We start from the raw sequence: 17,678 nt of genomic DNA on the forward strand, positions 1-17,678 counted from the left end.
GCCTTCTGAAACACGCCACTGCATCGTCGCGCTGGCAAAGCCGGCGCGACGGGCCATCATGGATAAACGACTTGGAGGGCCATGGCCATGGGACGTCTGAACCGCGTTCTTGTTGCTCTGACCCGCTGGGGGTTGGGCATATGTGCCCTGCTGGCAGTATTGGTGGCGCTGTATGTCAGCCTTGGTCGTGAACTGGTGCCGCTGGTAGCCGAGTACCGTGCCGACGTAGAAAGCAAGGCCGAGCAGGCGCTGGGCCTGCCCGTGCATGTCGGAGCCCTGGAAGGGCACTGGAGCGGACTGGCCCCTGTGCTGCGGGTGCGCGACCTGCAATTGGGCGAAGGCACCCAGGCGCTCCGGCTGGACGACGTCAGGGTGGTGCCCGACATCTGGGCCAGCCTCACCGCCCGCGAAGTGCGCCTGGCGCGCATCCAGCTGGGCGGTCTGCAACTGATCCTTCGCGAGAACGAGCAGGGCGCCTGGAGCCTGGAGGGCCTGCCGAAGAAGGACGACGCGCCGCTGGACCCTGCCGACTTGCTGCAGCGCCTGCGCCAGCTGGGGCGCATCGATGTGTTCGACAGTCTGGTCACCCTGCACCCCTGGCAGCGCGACCCGCTGACCCTGACTTATGTGAGTGCCGGCCTGCAGGCCGGTGCCACCCGCCAGGCCTTGGATGTGCGTGCGACCCTGCCTGACGGCCAACCCCTGGCGTTGAGCCTGAACAGCCGGATGTCGGCCGAGGCCTGGCGTAATGGCGAGGTAGAAGCCTATGTGAGCCTGCCGCAAAGTGACTGGGCACATTGGTTGCCGCCCAGGGTGATGGGGCAGTGGCATGCCGACACCCTGCGGGCGGGCGGTGAGTTCTGGATCGGCTGGGGCAAGGGGCAGTTGCAACGGGCCGTCGTAAGGCTCAATGCACCCAGGCTGGAGGGGGCCTATGCCGGGCGCAAGGCTGCCAACCTGAATAACCTGGCTTTGGGCGCCTGGTTCCAGCGCCGGGAGGAAGGCTTCGATGTGGTCGTCGACTCGTTGGCCATGGACCTCGGCAAGACCCGCTGGGAATCTCACCTGCAGTTGCAGCAACGCCCTGGCCAGAACGCAGCTGATGAAAGCTGGCAGTTACAGGCCGACCGCCTCGACCTCACCCCGCTGACCCCGCTGATCGATGCCTTGGCACCACTGCCGGACAAGGTCAAGGATGTGGTCGATGGCTTGAAGGTGACCGGTGCGTTGCGCAATGTGCGCCTCGAGGCCAGGCCCAAGGCCGAGGGTGACCAGCGTCTGCAGTTCGCAGCCAACCTGGAGAAGGTAGGCTTCGATGCTTATCACAACGCCCCGGCGGCCGGTAACGTCAGTGGCAGCATCAGTGGTGACCTGGGCCACGGCGAGCTGCGTCTGGATACCGATGCGTTCATGCTGCATCTGTACCCGATCTTCGCCAAGCCCTGGCATTACCAGAAGGCGAATGCGCGCTTGACCTGGACCTTGGACAAAGACGGTTTCACCCTGATTGCGCCCTACCTCAAGGTGCTGGGCGAGGAGGGCAAGATCGCCGGTGACTTCCTGATTCGCCTGTTGTTCGAGGAAGGCCGCGAGGACTACATGGACCTGCGCGTAGGCCTGACCGAAGGTGATGGCCGCTACACTGCCAAGTATCTGCCCGAGGTGCTCAGCCCGGCCCTCGACGAGTGGCTGCGCAGCGCTATCGTCAAAGGCGCTGTGGATGAAGGCTACTTCCAGTATCAGGGCTCGCTGAACCATGGCGCATCCCCGCAAGCGCGCAGCATCAGCCTGTTCTTCAAGGTGCATGACGCCGCCCTGGACTTCCAGCCCGGTTGGCCACAGGTGCAGCATGTCGATGGCGATGTGTTCATCGAAGACAGTGGCGTGCGCATCAAGGCCCAGCGAGGCATGCTGCTCGACACCAAGGTCAGCGATGTGAGTGTCGATATCCCGCATGTCGACGGTGACCAGCACAGCCACCTCTACCTGGATGGCGACTTCGACGGTAGCTTGGGTGATGGCCTGAAGATTCTCAAGGAAGCGCCAATCGGCACCGGTGAGATTTTCGCCGGCTGGGAAGGTGAGGGGCCGCTGAAGGGCAAGGTCAAACTCGATATCCCGCTGGCCCATGGGCAGCGCCCAAAAGTGCAGGTGGACTTCGCCACCAACGATGCGCGCCTGAAAGTTGCCCCGCCAAGCCTGGAGTTGAACCGCCTGAAGGGCGACTTCAGCTTCGACTTCGACAAGGGCCTGAGTGGCAAGGGCATCAGCCTGCAGGCCTTCGGCAAGCCGGTAACGGCGCAAATAACCGCTGAAGGTCAGGCTGGTCAGATGCAGACCCGCATTAATGCCAATGGCCAGCTAGCGCTCAAGACGCTGACTGACTGGCTGCAGTTCAAGCATGCCTTGCCGGCCTCCGGTGACCTGCCCTATCAGTTGCAGCTCAGTCTGGGCAGCCGGGACAACCGCCTGAGTGTCACTTCCAGCCTCAAGGGTCTGGCCATCGACCTGCCGGCTCCGTTCGGCAAGGCGGCAGCAGATACCCGTGACAGCCGTTTCAGCATGAGCCTTCAGGGCCCGGAGCGGCAATTCGATGCTGCCTACGCCGACCTTGCTCGCTTTGCCTATGCTGCACCGGCTGAAACGTTGACTCAGGGCCGTGGCGAGCTAGTGCTGGGCACAGGCGACGCCCGGGTACCTGCCAGCCAGGGGCTGAGGGTGCGCGGGCGCCTGGAGACCCTGGACCTGGGCCCTTGGCAAGAGCAGGCGGGCCGGCTGGCTGGGGACGACCCCGGTGGCAGCGCGCGGCAGAACCTGCAAAGCGTCGACCTGAGCATCGGCCAGTTGAAAGCCTTCGGCATGGACCTGAACCAGGCCGTGGTCCGCCTGGCACGGGGCGGCCCGGCCTGGGACTTGCGCCTCGACAGCAAGGAAGTCATCGGTAATGCGCGCGTACCGGATGCCAAGGGCGCGCCCATGGTCGTGCGCATGCAGACCTTGCGGCTGCCTGCCGCCAGCGCCGCTGAACAGCAGGCTGAAGACGGCCCCGACCCGCTGGGCTCGTTCGATCCACGCAAAGTCCCGGCACTGGACCTGAGCATCGACAAGCTCTATCGCGGTGACGATCTTTACGGCAGCGCCTCGATCAAGCTGCGGCCGACCCCACGTGGTGTTACAGCCAGTGATATCGACCTCGACCTCAAAGGGTTGCGCATCGACGGTGGTGGTGGCTGGGAGGGTGAAACGGGCAAAACCAGCAGTTGGTACAAAGGGCGCCTTGACGGCAAGAACCTGGCCGATGTGCTCAGCGCCTGGGGCTTTGCCCCGACTGTGACCAGCCGCGACTTCCGCCTGGATGTGGATGGCCGCTGGCCCGGTTCGCCGGCCGCAGTGGGCCTGAAGCGCTTCTCGGGCAGCATGGATGCAGCACTGCGCACCGGTCAGTTCGTCGAGGTCGAAGGCAGCGCACAGGCACTGCGGGTGTTTGGCCTGCTCAACTTCAACTCGATTGGCCGGCGCCTGCGTCTGGACTTTTCCGACCTGTTTGACAAGGGCCTGGCCTATGACCGGGTCAAGGGCTTGCTGGTGGCCAGCAGTGGCGTGTACGTGACCCGCGAGCCGATTACCGTGACCGGCCCGTCGAGCAACTTTGAGCTCGACGGCACGCTGGACATGGTCAGCGACCGGGTCGATGCTGACTTGCAGGTGAGCCTGCCGGTGACCAACAACCTGCCGCTGGCGGCGTTGATCGTCGGCGCGCCGGCGGTGGGCGGTGCGCTGTTCCTGGTCGATCGGCTGATCGGTGACCGCGTGTCACGCTTTGCCAGCGTGCACTACCGTGTCGAAGGGCCATGGAAAGAGCCTAGAATCACATTTGTGAAACCTTTCGAGAAATCCCGCTAGGAGTACCCATGAAGGCAGCGGTAATCCAAATGGTCAGCCAGGACGATGTGCTGGCCAACCTGCAGCGTGCCGGTGCCCTGTTGGAGCAGGCCGCGTTGGGCGGCGCACGGCTGGCGGTGCTACCGGAAAACTTTGCCGCCATGGGGCGCAAGGACTCTGCTGCAATCGGCCGTGCCGAAGCCATGGGCGAAGGGCCCATTCTGCCATGGTTGAAACGCACCGCGCGCGACCTCAAGTTATGGATTGTTGCCGGTACCTTGCCCTTGCCACCGTTCGGCCAGCCCGATGCCAAGGCCCATGCGTGCTCGCTGCTGGTCGATGAACACGGCGAGGTGGCGGCAAGGTATGACAAGCTGCACTTGTTTGATGTGGACGTGGCCGATAACCGGGGCCGTTACCGCGAATCGGATGACTACGCGCAGGGTGCTCAGGTGGTGGTGGCTGATACGCCGGTCGGGCGGCTGGGGCTGAGCGTGTGTTACGACTTGCGCTTTCCCGAACTGTACAGCGCGCTGCGCGCGGCCGGCGCGGAGCTGATCACCGCACCTGCGGCGTTTACTGCAGTGACCGGCGCAGCACATTGGGAGGTGCTGGTGCGTGCCCGGGCCATCGAAACCCAGTGTTACATGCTGGCTGCGGCACAGGGCGGCGTGCACCCTGGCCCACGGGAAACCCATGGACATGCGGCGATCGTCGACCCTTGGGGGCGCATGCTCGCAGAACAGGCGCGAGGTGAAGCGGTACTGCTTGCCGAGCGCGACATTGAAGAACAAGCGTCCATTCGGACGCGCATGCCGGTGGTATCGCACCGGCGCTTTTTTTCGCAGGGCGCGTTGCGGCCTGCGCATACCTCGGAGTGACTATGAGCCAGATGTTATCCACCGTCAGTGAGCAGCTCCTGGCCCCAGGGGGCTTGACCCTGGACAGCCTGCAGAGCGTGCTGGGTGAGTTGGCTGGCCCCGGCATCGACGCCGCCGACCTGTATTTCCAGGGCCAGATCTCGGAAACCTGGGCGCTGGAAGACGGCATCGTCAAAGAGGGCAGCTTCAACCTCGACCAGGGCGTTGGCGTGCGTGCCCAGTCCGGCGAAAAAACCGGCTTTGCTTACAGCAACGCGATCAACCTTGAAGCGCTGACCTCGGCAGCCCGTGCTGCCCGTTCTATTTCCCGTGCCGGGCAGAACGGCACGGTGCAAGCCTTCCGCAGCCAGGAGGTGGCCGCCCTGTATGCCGCGGACAACCCGCTGGACGTGCTCAGCCGTGCCGAAAAAGTTGAGCTGCTTAAGCGTGTCGATGCCGCCACCCGTGCCCTGGACCCGCGCATTCAGCAAGTCAGCGTGAGCATGGCCGGGGTCTGGGAGCGCATTCTGATTGCCGCGGCCGATGGCAGCCTGGCCGCCGACGTACGCCCGCTGGTGCGCTTCAATGTCAGCGTCATCGTCGAGCAGAACGGCCGTCGTGAACGCGGTGGGCAGGGCGGTGGCGGGCGTACCGATTACCGCTACTTCACCGAAGAGCGGGTGATGGGCTATGCCCGCGAGGCCCTGCGCCAGGCCTTGGTGAACCTGGAAGCGATCCCGGCACCGGCCGGTACCTTGCCAGTGGTGTTGGGCCCGGGCTGGTCGGGCGTGCTGTTGCACGAAGCTGTCGGCCATGGCCTGGAAGGCGACTTCAACCGCAAGGGCAGTTCGGCATTCAGTGGCCGCATTGGCGAGAAAGTGGCGTCGAGCCTGTGCACCATCGTTGACGATGGCACCCTTGAAGGCCGCCGTGGTTCTCTGAGCGTGGATGACGAAGGCACCCCGACCGAATGCACCACGCTGATCGAGAATGGCGTGCTCAAGGGTTACATGCAGGACAAGCTGAACGCGCGCCTGATGGGTATGGCCGTGACCGGCAATGGCCGCCGTGAATCTTACGCGCACCTGCCGATGCCACGCATGACCAACACCTACATGCGAGCCGGCGAAAGCGACCCGCAGGAGATTATCGCGTCGGTGAAGAAGGGTATCTACTGCGCCAATCTCGGTGGTGGGCAGGTGGACATCACCAGCGGCAAGTTCGTGTTCTCCACCAGTGAGGCCTACCTGATCGAAGACGGCAAGATTACCGCGCCAGTGAAGGGCGCAACCCTGATCGGCAACGGTCCCGAGGCGATGAGCCGGGTTTCGATGGTCGGTAACGACCTGGCATTGGACAGCGGAGTAGGAACGTGCGGCAAGGACGGGCAGTCGGTGCCGGTCGGGGTGGGGCAACCTACCTTGAAACTGGATGCAATTACCGTGGGCGGTACCGGGGCTTGATGGCTTCGGGGACCATTGTGGGGGCGGGCACGCCCGCTCCCACAGGGCCCCAGTCCGTCAGCGCAACCCGCGCTGCAACTCGTCGAGGTCGCGGATGTACTTGAACACCTTGCGCGCGGCGGCAGGCGGCTTGTTCCGGGCCTTCTCGTGCTGGGCATGGCGCACCAGCGAGCGCAGCTGCTGGCGGTCGGTGTCGGGGTACTCATTGACGAAGCGCTCGAGGTCTTCGTCGTTACCGTCGATCAACCGGTCACGCCAGCGCTCCAGGCTGTGGAAGCGTTCGTTGTACTGGCGAGTCGAGCTGTCCATCTGCTCGAGCAAGGCGTGGATGGCATCGAGGTCTTGCACGCGCATGAGCTTGCCGACGAACGACATGTGGCGTTTACGGGCGCCATGAGCGGTGTGCTTGCTGGCCTCGGCCAGTGCCTTGCGCAGCTCGTCGGTCAAAGGCAGGCGCGCCAAGGTATCGGCCTTGAGCGTGGTAAGCCGCTCGCCGAGTTCGACCAGCGCATGCAGTTCGCGCTTGATCTGGGTTTTGCTTTTTTCGCCGTCGAAGGCGTCGTCGTTTGAATCAACCATGGTGGCAGTCCGCTAGAAATCGCCGCCATGATAACCAGTCGGGGGCCGCTTGTCCGGCCCGGTCGTAGAATGACCCCAAGCCGTACGCAGAATTTGAGTGGAGAGAACCATGAGTGCAGTCCAGAGCGTAGGTCCGAAAGACCTGCCAGCATTGCAGGAACAGGTCGAGGCGATCATCGCCGAGGCGCGTCGTCAGGGGGCCAGTGCCTGCGAAGTGGCGGTGTCGCTGGAGCAGGGGCTGTCCACCACCGTACGCCAGCGTGAGGTCGAAACGGTCGAGTTCAACCGCGACCAGGGCTTTGGCATCACCCTCTATGTTGGCCAGCGCAAAGGCTCGGCCAGCACCTCGGCCAGTGGCCCGGAGGCGATTCGCGAGACCGTCGCTGCAGCGTTGGCAATTGCCAGGCATACCTCCGAGGATGAATGCTCGGGCTTGGCCGACGCAGCGCTGATGGCGCGTGAAATCCCTGATCTGGACCTGTACCACGACTGGGATCTCGAGCCCGAGAAGGCCATCGAAATGGCCCTGGCCTGCGAGGCGGCGGCGTTCGACGCCGACCCGCGCATCCTCAACGCCGATGGCACCACCCTCAATACCCATCAGGGCTGCCGCGTATATGGCAACAGCCATGGATTCATCGGGGGTTACGCCTCGACCCGCCACAGCCTGAGCTGTGTGATGATTGCCGAAGGCGACGGGCAGATGCAGCGAGACTACTGGTACGACGTGAACCGCCAGGGCAACCTGCTGGCCGACCCGAGCAGCATCGGCGTGCGCGCTGCCCAGCGGGCCGCCAGCCGCCTTGGCGCCCGGCCGGTGCCGACTTGCGAGGTGCCGGTGCTGTTCTCGGCCGAATTGGCCGGTGGCCTGTTCGGCAGCTTCCTGTCGGCCATTTCTGGCGGCAACCTGTACCGTAAGTCGTCGTTCCTGGAGGGTACCATTGGCCAGCGCCTGTTCCCTTCCTGGCTGACCCTCGACGAACGCCCGCATATTCCGCGCGCGTTGGGCAGCGCCGCCTTCGACGGTGATGGCCTGGCCACCTATGCCAAACCGTTTGTCGACAAAGGCGAGCTGGTGTCGTACTTGCTGGGTACCTATTCGGGGCGCAAGCTGGGTTTGCCGAGTACGGCCAATTCCGGTGGCGTGCACAACCTGTTCGTCAGCCATGGTGTTGAAGATCAGGCCGCGCTGATTCGCCGTATGGGGCGTGGGCTGCTGGTGACCGAACTGATGGGGCATGGCTTGAATATGGTGACGGGGGATTATTCCCGCGGTGCGGCGGGGTTCTGGGTCGAGAATGGCGAGATCCAGCATGCCGTGCAGGAAGTCACCATCGCCGGAAACATGAATGACATGTTCCAACAGATTGTCGCGATTGGCAGCGATCTTGAAACCCGTAGCAATATTCACACGGGCTCGGTGCTGATCGAGCGGATGACCGTTGCGGGTAGCTGATCGGTAGCCTGCGCCGGCAAATTTGTCTGCACATTCGAAAACCCGGCCCTCGTGCCGGGTTTTTATTTCATTACCTTTTTCTTGAAGTGATTCTGTTTATCACTTAATAATGAATATCATTATCCAGTAACCCGGCGATGATGTTCATGAAATCCGTCCTCCGCGAACTGCCCTACCTGGAAAACTGGCGCTGGCTCAGCCGGCGCATTCGCTGTGCGCTCGATCCCGACGAGCCGCGGCTGATCGAGCATTACCTGGCCGAAGGCCGCTATCTGGTGTGCTGCACCGAAACCTCGCCATGGACGGTGGCGCTGACAGCGTTTCGCCTGCTGCTCGATACCGCCTGCGATCGCATGCTCCCCTGGCATTGGCGTTGCCTGTGCCTGGACCAGGCCTGGCGCCCGCTGCTGGACCTGCGCAACCTCGATCGCCAGGAACAGAACCAACGCTGGCAACCCTACGCCCTGCAGTTGGCCAATTGCCGTCTGCTGCCTTCGATTTCTCCCGATGAACTGATGCAAGGATTTGATGATGAGTGATACCCGTATCGAGCGTGACAGCATGGGTGAGCTGCAGGTGCCGGCCCAGGCCCTCTACGGCGCCCAGACCCAGCGCGCGGTCGACAATTTCCCGATCAGCGGCCAGCGTATGCCGGCCCAGTTCATTCGTGCCTTGTTGCTGGCCAAGGCCGCTGCGGCCAAGGCCAACGTCGAACTGGAGCAACTGTCTGCGGGGCAGGGCCAGGCTATCGTCAAGGCTGTCGAGCAATTGCTGGCCGAGGACTTCATCCAGCACTTCCCGGTGGATGTGTTCCAGACCGGCTCTGGCACCAGTTCGAACATGAACGCCAACGAGGTGATCGCCACCTTGGCGACCCAGTTACTGGGTGAGGCGGTCAATGCCAATGACCACGTCAACTGTGGCCAGAGCAGCAATGACATCATTCCGACCACCATCCACGTCAGCGCCGCGCTGGCCCTGCACGAGCAGTTGCTGCCAGCCCTGGCGCACCTGGTACAGGTGATCGAGGTCAAGTCGGCACAAGTACACCAATACGTGAAGACCGGTCGTACTCACCTGATGGACGCGATGCCCGTGCGTATGAGTCAGGTGCTGGATGGCTGGGCAGCGCAGATCAATGCTGCCAAGGCGCACATCGAAGGGGTGCTGCCGCACTTGCAGGCGCTGGCCCAGGGGGGAACCGCCGTGGGTACCGGCATCAATGCCCATCCGCAGTTCGCTGTCGGTTTCGCTCGCCAGCTCAGTGGCCTGACCAAGATCGAGTTCATGCCCGGCCAGAACCTGTTCGCACTGATCGGCTCGCAGGACACTGCCGTGGCTTTGTCTGGCCAGCTCAAGACCACCGCTGTGGCATTGATGAAAATCGCCAACGATCTGCGCTGGATGAACTCCGGCCCGCTGGCCGGTCTGGGCGAAATCGAGCTGCAAGCTCTTCAGCCGGGCTCTTCGATCATGCCAGGCAAGGTCAACCCGGTGATCCCGGAGGCCACTGCCATGGTCGCCGCCCAAGTGATTGGCAACGACGCGACCATCGCCGTCGCAGGCCAAGCCGGTAACTTCGAGCTGAACGTGATGCTGCCGGTGATCGCCCGCAACCTGCTGGAAAGCATCGAGCTGATGGCCAATGTCAGCCGCTTGCTGGCCGACAAAGCCATCGCCAGCTTCAAGGTCAACGAAGACAAACTCAAGGAAGCCCTCGCGCGCAACCCGATTCTGGTCACTGCGTTGAACCCGATCATCGGCTACCTCAAGGCCGCCGAAATCGCCAAGACCGCCTACAAGCAGGGTCGCCCAATCATCGATGTGGCGCTGGAGCACACAGACCTGTCCCGCGACCAGCTTGAAGCGCTGCTGGACCCGGAAAAACTCACCGCCGGCGGTATTTGACACTGCGCCACCGCCCAGGAGACAGCCATGCAGCACTGGAAACGCACCACAGAAACCGCCAACCGCCTATTCGAACAAGGCGAACTGGTGGATGCCCGGGAACACTACCTGCAAGCCTTGGCGTTGGCCCAGGTGCTATTCGAGCGCTGGCATGACGTGGACGAAGCGGTGGCTGCATTCGTCATCGCCCACCACAACCTGGCTGACCTGCACCTGCGCCTTGACCAGCCGCATGAAAGCGCCGACTACCTGTGCGCGGCTCACCAGCGACTGCTGCAGGCGTGCCAGGAAGTGCGCCTGCCTCAGGCATTGCGTGATGCAGCCTTGCGCCACAGTGCGCGCACTTACACCGAGCTGCTGAGTTTCATTGCCGAATATGGCCAGTACCCGCGTACCGAGCGCTTGCTCAACCGCCACAGCGCCGGGGCCAGCGAGCTCGCTGCCCAGACGCATGTGGCGCCCAGAAACCATGCCTACGGAATTCACTGACATGCCCCATACCTTGCCTGCATTGCCATACGCCTACGATGCGCTGGAACCCCACATTGATGCCCAGACAATGGAAATCCACCACACCAAGCATCACCAGACCTACGTGAACGGCCTCAATGCCGCCCTCGAAGGTACCGAGTGGGCCGAATGGCCGGTGGAAAAGCTGGTCGCTGCCGTCACGCAGCTGCCGGAAAACCTGCGTGGCGCTGTGACCAACCACGGCGGCGGTCACGCCAACCACAGCCTGTTCTGGACTGTCATGTCACCTCAGGGCGGTGGCGAGCCTGTGGGCCGGCTGGCGCAAGCCGTCACTGCACAACTTGGCGGCTTCGAGGCTTTCAAGGAGGCTTTCACCAAAGCCGCGTTGACCCGCTTCGGCAGCGGTTGGGCCTGGCTAAGCGTGACGCCGCAAAAAACGTTAATGGTGGAAAGTAGCGGCAACCAGGACAGCCCCCTGATGCACGGCAATGCGCCGATCCTGGGCCTGGACGTGTGGGAGCACGCGTACTACCTCAAGTACCAGAACCGTCGTCCGGAATACATCGGTGCCTTCTACAACGTCATTGACTGGGTGGAAGTTGAACGTCGCTACCTTGAAGCCCTGAAGTGAGTCGGACCGGTATGCGCTCTGAGGTGATGTCTGTCAGCAGTGTGCGCCTGTTCCGCCTGGCGCTTGGGACTTTGCTTTTGCTGGCTGGCGCCGCGTTACTGGTGGCGCGGGGCCTGGCCTGGCTAGACCTTGAGCCGCGCATGCTGCGCGCCCTGGAGGGCGGTGCTTTGTGCGCGCTGGGTACGGCACTGGGCGCAGTACCGGTACTGGTCATTCGCAATATGCCCGTGGCGCTGGCGGATACGCTGTTGGGCTTCGGTGCTGGCGTGATGCTGGCGGCCACCGCGTTTTCCCTGATCATGCCGGGCCTGGCGGCGGCTCAGTCTATTGGCTTCAGCCCTTGGGGGGCAGGAGGCCTGGTCAGTTTTGGCCTGATGTTCGGGGCGTTGTGCCTGTTCCTGGTCGACCTCAAGGTATCCTGGGCTTCGCCGGAGACGTTGGTGGGTACTGCCAACCAGCCGGTGATTGCAGCGCGCGTCTGGCTGTTCGTGATTGCCATCATTGCCCACAACATCCCCGAAGGTATGGCCATTGGCGTGTCGGCCGGGGGAGGGATGGCCGACGCCGACAGCCTGGCCATGGGCATTGCCTTGCAGGATGTGCCTGAGGGGCTGGTGATCGCGCTGGTGCTGGCAGGGGCGGGCATGCCGCGCTTCAAGGCCTTCCTGATCGGCGCAGCCTCAGGCTTGGTCGAGCCGGTGGCGGCGTTGATCTGTGCCTGGCTGGTGAATGTTGCCGAACTGCTGCTGCCGCTGGGGCTGGCCTGTGCAGCGGGGGCGATGTTGCTGGTGGTCACCCAGGAAATCATCCCCGAATCGCGCAGCAACGGCCATCATCGTCTGGCCAGTCTTGGGCTGTGTACAGGCTTCTGTCTGATGATGGTGATGGATACCGCGATGTCCTGACTTTGTGCCAGCGCAGGTTTGCGAGGGTCTATTCGCCTTCGTCAAAGAAATTGTTGATCAGCTCGACCAGGGCATCCATGGCGTCGCTGTCCTGCTCGCCCTCGGTATGCAGGTGCACCTGGGTGCCTTTGCCTGCGGCCAGCATCATCACCGCCATGATGCTCTTGCCATCCACCAGTTTGTCTGGGGCGCGCCCCACCCGTACCTGGCAGGGGAAGCGGCCGGCCACACCGACGAACTTGGCTGCCGCCCGGGCATGCAGACCCAGCTTGTTGATGATGGTGATTTCGCGGGCGGGCATCTGGGGTGGATCCTTGGGCTAGAGGTCGCGATGGCGGACCTGGACGTTTTTCAGGGTTTGCTGCAGCTGTTGGCCCAGGCGCTCGGTGATATAGACCGAACGGTGATGGCCGCCTGTGCAGCCGATGGCAATGGTTACGTAGGCGCGGTTACTGGCAGCGAAGCGCGGCAACCATTTGAGCAAGTAGCTGGAAATGTCGTTGTACATGTCTTCGACATCCGGTTGTGCGGCCAGGTAGTCGATCACGGGTTGATCGAGACCTGAATGCTCACGCAGTTCTGGTTTCCAGTAGGGATTGGGCAGGCAGCGCACGTCAAAAACCAGGTCGGCGTCGACCGGCATGCCCCGCTTGAAACCGAACGATTCGACCAGAAACGCTGTGCCAGGCTCGGGTTGGTTGAGCAGGCGCAGTTTGATCGAGTCACGCAACTGGTACAGGTTCAGGTTGGTGGTGTCGATCTTCAGGTCGGCCAGGTCGGCAATGGGGCCCAACAAATCGCTTTCCACGCGGATCGCTTCTGCGAGCGAGCGGTTGGCGTTGGTCAGGGGGTGCCGCCTGCGGGTTTCCGAGAAACGTTTGAGAAGGACCTCTTCATCGGCATCCAGGTACAACACGTCGCACTGGATGTGCCGGGCGCGGGCTTCTTCAAGCAGCTGGGGGAAGCGTATCAGGTGGCTGGGCAGGTTGCGCGCATCGATCGATACTGCCACCTTGGGCTGCAGCAATTCAGTGTTGATCAGTGCATTTTCCGCCAACTGCGGTAATAGCCCGGCCGGCAGGTTGTCGATGCAATAGAAACCGCTGTCTTCCAGGACATCGAGGGCGGTGCTCTTGCCGGAGCCGGACCGGCCGCTGACGATGATCAGGCGCATGTTCAGTGCTCGTTCTGTACGTCCAGGACAACCTGGAACAGGGCCTCGTTGCTGGTGGCCGCACGCAGCCGATCACGGACCTCCTTGCGATCGAGCATGCTGGCGATCTGACGCAGAAGTTCAAGGTGGGCATCGGTAGCCGCTTCGGGTACCAGCAGCACAAACAGCAGGTCCACCGGCGCGCCATCGATGGCGTCGTAATCGATAGGCGCTTCCAGATGCAGCAGGGCGCTGACTGGCGCGGAGCACCCTTCAAGCCGGCAGTGCGGGATGGCGATGCCATTGCCAAAACCAGTAGAACCGAGCTTTTCCCGGGCTACCAGTTTTTCGAAGACGTCCTGCATCTCCAGTTCTGGCACTTGGTCGGCGATGACAGTGGCGACCTTTTCCAGGGCGCGCTTCTTGCTGCCGCCCGGCACGTTCACGAGGGAACGGCCGGGGGTCAGGATGGTTTCAAGTCGGATCATGGATGAGGGGGATCAGCGGGCAGCTGCACCTTGCAGCAGGCTTTGCTGTTTTTCCTTGTGTTTTTTCAGTTGGCGGTCGAGCTTGTCGGCCAAGGCGTCGATCGCTGCATACATGTCTTCGTGTTCGGCGTTGGCTACCACTTCGCCGCCGGGAATCTGCAGGGTCGCCTCGACCTTCTGCTGAAGCTTCTCGACTTTCATGATTACCTGCACGTTGGTGATCTTGTCGAAGTGACTCTCCACGCGGGCGAGCTTTTCAAGCACGTAATCGCGCAGTGGCTGGGTGACTTCTACATGCTGTCCACTGATATTGACTTGCATACAGCTTCTCCTTTGTTGCCCGTGCATAAAGAGGCAGGTCTTGCACCTGCCACGAAAACGCTGTGGCACATCTCAGGGGCTACATCAGTCGCTTGCGTTCGCTCGACGGTGCGATGCCGAGGGACTCGCGGTACTTGGCGACGGTGCGACGGGCTACCTGGATGCCTTGTGCCTCCAGTAAACCAGCGATCTTGCTGTCACTCAATGGCTTTTTCTGATTTTCCGCCGCAACCAGTTTCTTGATGATCGCGCGGATCGCCGTGGACGAGCATTCTCCGCCTTCGGAGGTGCTGACATGGCTGGAGAAAAAGTATTTCAGTTCGTAGATGCCACGCGGGGTGTGCATGTATTTCTGCGTGGTAACCCGCGAGATGGTCGATTCGTGCATGCCTACCGCTTCGGCAATGTCATGCAGTACCAACGGCTTCATCGCTTCGTCGCCGTGGTCGAGGAAGCCGCGTTGGTGCTCGACGATCTGCGTGGCAACCTTCATCAGGGTTTCGTTACGGCTTTGCAGGCTCTTGATGAACCAGCGCGCTTCCTGCAGCTGGTTGCGCATGAAGGTGTTGTCGGCGCTGGTGTCGGCACGGCGCACGAAGCCGGCGTATTGTGGGTTGACGCGCAGGCGTGGGATGGCTTCCTGGTTCAGTTCTACCAGCCAGCGGTCGCTGTCCTTGCGCACGATGACGTCCGGCACCACGTACTCGGGCTCGCTGGACTCGATCTGCGAACCAGGGCGCGGGTTAAGGCTTTGCACCAGTTCGATGACCTGGCGCAGTTCGTCTTCCTTGATTTTCATCCGCCGCATCAGCTGGCTGTAGTCACGGCTGCCGAGCAGGTCGATGAAATCGGTGACCAGGCGCTTGGCTTCGGTCATCCACGGGGTGGTAGCGGGCAGTTGGCGCAGTTGCAGCAACAGGCATTCGCCCAGGTTGCGGGCGCCGACGCCAGCCGGCTCGAACTGCTGGATGCGGTGCAGTACGGCTTCGACCTCGTCCAGCTCGATATCCAGCTCCGGGTCGAAACCGGCGCAGATTTCTTCGAGTGTGTCTTCCAAGTAGCCCTGGCCGTTGATGCTGTCGATCAGGGTCACGGCAATCAAGCGGTCGGTGTCGGACATCGGCGCCAGGTTCAACTGCCACAGCAGGTGGCTTTGCAGGCTTTCGCCGGCCGATGTGCGAGTGGTGAAGTCCCATTCGTCGTCATCGTTGCTGGGCAGGCTGCTGGCGCTGGTCTGGTAGATGTCTTCCCAAGCCGTATCGACCGGGAGCTCGTTGGGGATGCGCTCGCCCCACTCACCGTCTTCCAGGTTGTCGGTGCTGACAGTGCTTTCCTGGAAGCTGTTGTCCTGAACTTCGGCGGCCGGCTTGTTCTCGGCGTTGTCGGCCATCGGGTCGCTGTTGTCGAAGTCTTCACCGTCTTCCTGACGTTCGAGCATCGGGTTCGACTCCAGCGCTTCCTGGATTTCCTGTTGGAGGTCCAGGGTAGAGAGCTGGAGCAGGCGGATGGCCTGTTGCAACTGAGGCGTCATCGTCAGTTGCTGGCCCATTTTTAGGACGAGCGATGGTTTCATGGCAGGGGCTTAATACCTTGTTCGCCGGCGCGCATGCGCCATCCACTACACGAGGGCGCCGAGGCGCCAGATCAAGCAAGTTTTATGCCTTAAATTGTAGCGTTTGCCTAGAGTACCGTAACAACTTTACCCGCAGTCTCAGTGGTGTTTGCCAGTACTTCAGGCGCGTGCCGGGTCAGAGGCGGAACTCGTGGCCCAGGTAAACTTCTTTGACCAAGTCGTTTGCCAGGATGGTTTCAGCGTCGCCTTCGGCGATCAATCGGCCATCGTTGACGATATAAGCGGTTTCGCAGATATCCAGGGTTTCACGCACGTTGTGGTCGGTAATCAGTACACCGATACCTTTGGCTTTGAGGTGGTGAATGATCTGCTTGATGTCGCCGACCGAAATCGGGTCGACACCGGCGAACGGTTCGTCCAGCAGGATGAACTTGGGTGCGGTCGCCAGGGCGCGCGCAATTTCGACGCGGCGGCGTTCACCACCGGACAGGCTCATGCCGAGGTTGTCACGGATGTGGCTGATGTGGAACTCCTGCAGCAGGCTTTCCAACTCTTTGCGGCGGCCGTCCCGGTCGAGGTCCTTGCGGGTCTCGAGGATGGCCATGATGTTGTCGGCGACCGACAGCTTGCGGAAGATCGAGGCTTCCTGCGGCAGGTAGCCGATCCCGGCGCGCGCGCGGCCGTGCATGGGCTGGTGGCTTACATCGAGGTTGTCGATCAGTACGCGGCCCTGTTCGGCCTGGACCAGCCCGACAATCATGTAGAAGCAGGTGGTCTTGCCGGCGCCGTTGGGGCCGAGCAGGCCGACGATCTGGCCGCTGTCGATAGACAGGCTGACATCACGTACTACCTGCCGCCCCTTGTAGCTCTTTGCCAGGTGCTGGGCTTTGAGGGTTGCCATTTACTCGGCCTTCTTCTTGGGCTGGATCACCATGTCGATGCGCTGACGGGGTGTTGTCACATTGCCACCGCGACCGGCGGTCGCCACCTGGGTCTGGGTGTTGTAGACGATCTTTTCGCCTTCGGTGGTATTGCCTTCGCTCTCGACCTTGGCACGGTCGGTGAGAATGACCAAGTCCTTCTGCGACTGGTACTGGATGGTCACGCCCCAGCCTTTCATCTTGTCCGGCTTGGCTGCGCTCTGCTGCTGCTCGAAGTAGGCCAGGTTGCCCACCGAGGTCACTACGTCGATATCGCCAGAGGCGGAGCGGGTAATGGTCACGGTGTTGCCTTTGATCATCATCGAACCCTGAGTGATGATCACATCGCCGGTGTAAGTGGCCACACCTTGCTTGTCATCCAGGTGAGCGTTGTCGGCCTGGATGCGGATAGGCTGGTCACGGTCGTTCGGCAGGGCGAGGGCGCTCGCGCTTCCCAGTGCTGCGCTCAGGCTGAGCAAAAGGGGGAGGGTTTTAACGAGCCTCATACTGTCCTCTTACGTTAGAGAGCAAGTCCATCTTGCCTTCTTTCAAATACGCTTTCATGCCTTTGCCCGTAGTCGTGCCTCCGGCGCCGTCGATTCTAACGGCTTGCTCGGTCTGCGCATATTGCTTCTGCGGGAACACGGTCATGCGTGAGCTGGTGATGATGGTTTCACGCTGCTTTTCATCGGTGCGGGCAATCCGTACCTTGTCGATCAGTTCGACCTCGGTACCGTCCGGATTGACCTCGGCGCGCGTGCTTTGCACATGCCATGGGTATTCGGTACCGCGGTACAGGTGCAGGTCCGGTGTGGTCACCTGGGTGACTTCGCTGGTCTTGAGGTGTTCGATCCTGTCGGCGGTCATTTCGTATTGCAGCTTGCCGTCAGGCAGGAATTGCACGCTGTGTGCGTTGATCGCGTAGTAATCGATGGCGCTTTCGTCGACCTGGGCCACGGGCTTGTCGAGGAAGCTTTCCGGGCTGACATTCCAGTAGCCAATGGCTACCAACAGGGCGGCTATCGCCCCGAGCAGCACAATGTTTCGGGCTTTCTTGCTGAGCATGGG

The 17,678-nt window shown here is 62.1% G+C and carries 18 protein-coding genes; 9 read left to right on the forward strand and 9 right to left on the reverse strand.

Annotated elements, in window-relative coordinates:
• Positions 1-81: 81 nt before the first annotated feature.
• Genes LVS58_RS10515 through tldD form a run of 3 tightly spaced genes read left to right on the forward strand, consistent with a single transcriptional unit; the run spans position 82 to position 6,205 of the window.
• Positions 82-3,903 carry a YhdP family protein gene (locus LVS58_RS10515; protein ID WP_233691016.1) on the forward strand — a complete coding sequence of 1,274 codons (3,822 nt, stop codon included), beginning with the start codon at positions 82-84 and terminating at the stop codon, positions 3,901-3,903.
• Positions 3,904-3,911: 8 nt separating this feature from the next.
• Positions 3,912-4,763, forward strand: a complete 852-nt coding sequence (locus LVS58_RS10520) for a carbon-nitrogen hydrolase family protein (RefSeq protein WP_233691017.1) — start codon at positions 3,912-3,914, stop codon at positions 4,761-4,763.
• A 2-nt stretch (positions 4,764-4,765) separates the two neighbouring features.
• Entirely contained in the window at positions 4,766-6,205 is a 1,440-nt protein-coding gene (tldD, locus tag LVS58_RS10525; protein WP_233691018.1) for a metalloprotease TldD, read from the forward strand.
• Between the two features lie 57 nt (positions 6,206-6,262).
• Here tldD and yjgA read toward each other — a convergent pair whose 3' ends face one another.
• On the reverse strand, positions 6,263-6,784 hold the full coding sequence (gene yjgA, locus LVS58_RS10530) for a ribosome biogenesis factor YjgA (protein WP_003255152.1): 522 nt from the start codon (positions 6,782-6,784) through the stop codon (positions 6,263-6,265).
• Positions 6,785-6,893: 109 nt separating this feature from the next.
• Here yjgA and pmbA point away from each other — a divergent pair, with 109 nt between their 5' ends.
• The 6 genes from pmbA (at position 6,894) to LVS58_RS10560 (ending at position 12,155) form a co-directional block, all read left to right on the forward strand.
• Entirely contained in the window at positions 6,894-8,240 is a 1,347-nt protein-coding gene (pmbA, locus tag LVS58_RS10535) for a metalloprotease PmbA (RefSeq protein ID WP_233691019.1), read from the forward strand.
• Positions 8,241-8,377: 137 nt separating this feature from the next.
• On the forward strand, positions 8,378-8,779 hold the full coding sequence (locus tag LVS58_RS10540) for a hypothetical protein (protein ID WP_012051310.1): 402 nt from the start codon (positions 8,378-8,380) through the stop codon (positions 8,777-8,779).
• Complete coding sequence (locus tag LVS58_RS10545; RefSeq protein WP_233691020.1) at positions 8,772-10,148, forward strand: class II fumarate hydratase; 1,377 nt, start codon at positions 8,772-8,774, stop codon at positions 10,146-10,148. Before LVS58_RS10540 ends, LVS58_RS10545 begins: the two co-directional genes overlap by 8 nt.
• 27 nt (positions 10,149-10,175) lie before the next feature.
• A complete protein-coding gene (locus tag LVS58_RS10550) occupies positions 10,176-10,637 on the forward strand; it encodes a DUF2753 domain-containing protein (protein WP_233691021.1) in 462 nt (153 codons plus the stop codon).
• 1 nt (position 10,638) lies between these two features.
• Positions 10,639-11,250, forward strand: coding sequence for a superoxide dismutase (locus LVS58_RS10555; RefSeq protein ID WP_233691022.1), 612 nt, complete (start codon positions 10,639-10,641; stop codon positions 11,248-11,250).
• 11 nt (positions 11,251-11,261) lie between these two features.
• Positions 11,262-12,155 (forward strand): ZIP family metal transporter, encoded by an 894-nt coding sequence (locus LVS58_RS10560; protein WP_233691023.1) that lies wholly within the window; start codon positions 11,262-11,264, stop codon positions 12,153-12,155.
• A 28-nt stretch (positions 12,156-12,183) separates the two neighbouring features.
• Here the strand turns inward: LVS58_RS10560 and LVS58_RS10565 are convergent, their stop codons facing one another.
• The 8 genes from LVS58_RS10565 to lptC all read right to left on the reverse strand — a co-directional run bounded on the left by LVS58_RS10565 (position 12,184) and on the right by lptC (position 17,675).
• The gene (locus tag LVS58_RS10565) at positions 12,184-12,456 is read right to left on the reverse strand and encodes an HPr family phosphocarrier protein (protein WP_010952144.1); all 273 of its coding nucleotides are present in this window, start codon (positions 12,454-12,456) and stop codon (positions 12,184-12,186) included.
• Positions 12,457-12,474: 18 nt separating this feature from the next.
• The gene (gene rapZ, locus LVS58_RS10570; RefSeq protein WP_233691024.1) at positions 12,475-13,329 is read right to left on the reverse strand and encodes an RNase adapter RapZ; all 855 of its coding nucleotides are present in this window, start codon (positions 13,327-13,329) and stop codon (positions 12,475-12,477) included.
• Between the two features lie 2 nt (positions 13,330-13,331).
• Positions 13,332-13,796, reverse strand: coding sequence for a PTS IIA-like nitrogen regulatory protein PtsN (ptsN, locus tag LVS58_RS10575; RefSeq protein ID WP_003255137.1), 465 nt, complete (start codon positions 13,794-13,796; stop codon positions 13,332-13,334).
• Between the two features lie 12 nt (positions 13,797-13,808).
• Complete coding sequence (gene hpf / locus LVS58_RS10580) at positions 13,809-14,117, reverse strand: ribosome hibernation-promoting factor, HPF/YfiA family (RefSeq protein WP_003255135.1); 309 nt, start codon at positions 14,115-14,117, stop codon at positions 13,809-13,811.
• Between the two features lie 79 nt (positions 14,118-14,196).
• Positions 14,197-15,690, reverse strand: a complete 1,494-nt coding sequence (locus tag LVS58_RS10585) for an RNA polymerase factor sigma-54 (protein ID WP_233691025.1) — start codon at positions 15,688-15,690, stop codon at positions 14,197-14,199.
• 175 nt (positions 15,691-15,865) lie between these two features.
• Complete coding sequence (gene lptB, locus LVS58_RS10590; RefSeq protein WP_003255132.1) at positions 15,866-16,591, reverse strand: LPS export ABC transporter ATP-binding protein; 726 nt, start codon at positions 16,589-16,591, stop codon at positions 15,866-15,868.
• On the reverse strand, positions 16,592-17,116 hold the full coding sequence (lptA, locus tag LVS58_RS10595) for a lipopolysaccharide transport periplasmic protein LptA (protein WP_003255131.1): 525 nt from the start codon (positions 17,114-17,116) through the stop codon (positions 16,592-16,594). It abuts the gene before it with no gap.
• The gene (lptC, locus tag LVS58_RS10600) at positions 17,103-17,675 is read right to left on the reverse strand and encodes an LPS export ABC transporter periplasmic protein LptC (RefSeq protein ID WP_012051313.1); all 573 of its coding nucleotides are present in this window, start codon (positions 17,673-17,675) and stop codon (positions 17,103-17,105) included. The genes lptA and lptC overlap by 14 nt, the downstream gene beginning before the upstream one ends.
• Between the last annotated feature and the right edge of the window lie 3 nt (positions 17,676-17,678).

Source organism: Pseudomonas sp. JR33AA (assembly GCF_021378985.1).
In the GTDB taxonomy this organism is placed as follows: Bacteria; Pseudomonadota; Gammaproteobacteria; order Pseudomonadales; family Pseudomonadaceae; genus Aquipseudomonas; species Aquipseudomonas alloputida.

Coding starts and splice junctions, on each gene's coding strand:
- LVS58_RS10515 (WP_233691016.1), top strand. CDS start 82: ATGGCCATGGGACGTCTGAACCGCGTTCTTGTTGCTCTGACCCGCTGG.
- LVS58_RS10520 (WP_233691017.1), top strand. CDS start 3,912: ATGAAGGCAGCGGTAATCCAAATGGTCAGCCAGGACGATGTGCTGGCC.
- tldD (WP_233691018.1), top strand. CDS start 4,766: ATGAGCCAGATGTTATCCACCGTCAGTGAGCAGCTCCTGGCCCCAGGG.
- yjgA (WP_003255152.1), bottom strand. CDS start 6,784: ATGGTTGATTCAAACGACGACGCCTTCGACGGCGAAAAAAGCAAAACC.
- pmbA (WP_233691019.1), top strand. CDS start 6,894: ATGAGTGCAGTCCAGAGCGTAGGTCCGAAAGACCTGCCAGCATTGCAG.
- LVS58_RS10540 (WP_012051310.1), top strand. CDS start 8,378: ATGATGTTCATGAAATCCGTCCTCCGCGAACTGCCCTACCTGGAAAAC.
- LVS58_RS10545 (WP_233691020.1), top strand. CDS start 8,772: ATGAGTGATACCCGTATCGAGCGTGACAGCATGGGTGAGCTGCAGGTG.
- LVS58_RS10550 (WP_233691021.1), top strand. CDS start 10,176: ATGCAGCACTGGAAACGCACCACAGAAACCGCCAACCGCCTATTCGAA.
- LVS58_RS10555 (WP_233691022.1), top strand. CDS start 10,639: ATGCCCCATACCTTGCCTGCATTGCCATACGCCTACGATGCGCTGGAA.
- LVS58_RS10560 (WP_233691023.1), top strand. CDS start 11,262: ATGCGCTCTGAGGTGATGTCTGTCAGCAGTGTGCGCCTGTTCCGCCTG.
- LVS58_RS10565 (WP_010952144.1), bottom strand. CDS start 12,456: ATGCCCGCCCGCGAAATCACCATCATCAACAAGCTGGGTCTGCATGCC.
- rapZ (WP_233691024.1), bottom strand. CDS start 13,329: ATGCGCCTGATCATCGTCAGCGGCCGGTCCGGCTCCGGCAAGAGCACC.
- ptsN (WP_003255137.1), bottom strand. CDS start 13,796: ATGATCCGACTTGAAACCATCCTGACCCCCGGCCGTTCCCTCGTGAAC.
- hpf (WP_003255135.1), bottom strand. CDS start 14,117: ATGCAAGTCAATATCAGTGGACAGCATGTAGAAGTCACCCAGCCACTG.
- LVS58_RS10585 (WP_233691025.1), bottom strand. CDS start 15,690: ATGAAACCATCGCTCGTCCTAAAAATGGGCCAGCAACTGACGATGACG.
- lptB (WP_003255132.1), bottom strand. CDS start 16,591: ATGGCAACCCTCAAAGCCCAGCACCTGGCAAAGAGCTACAAGGGGCGG.
- lptA (WP_003255131.1), bottom strand. CDS start 17,116: ATGAGGCTCGTTAAAACCCTCCCCCTTTTGCTCAGCCTGAGCGCAGCA.
- lptC (WP_012051313.1), bottom strand. CDS start 17,675: ATGCTCAGCAAGAAAGCCCGAAACATTGTGCTGCTCGGGGCGATAGCC.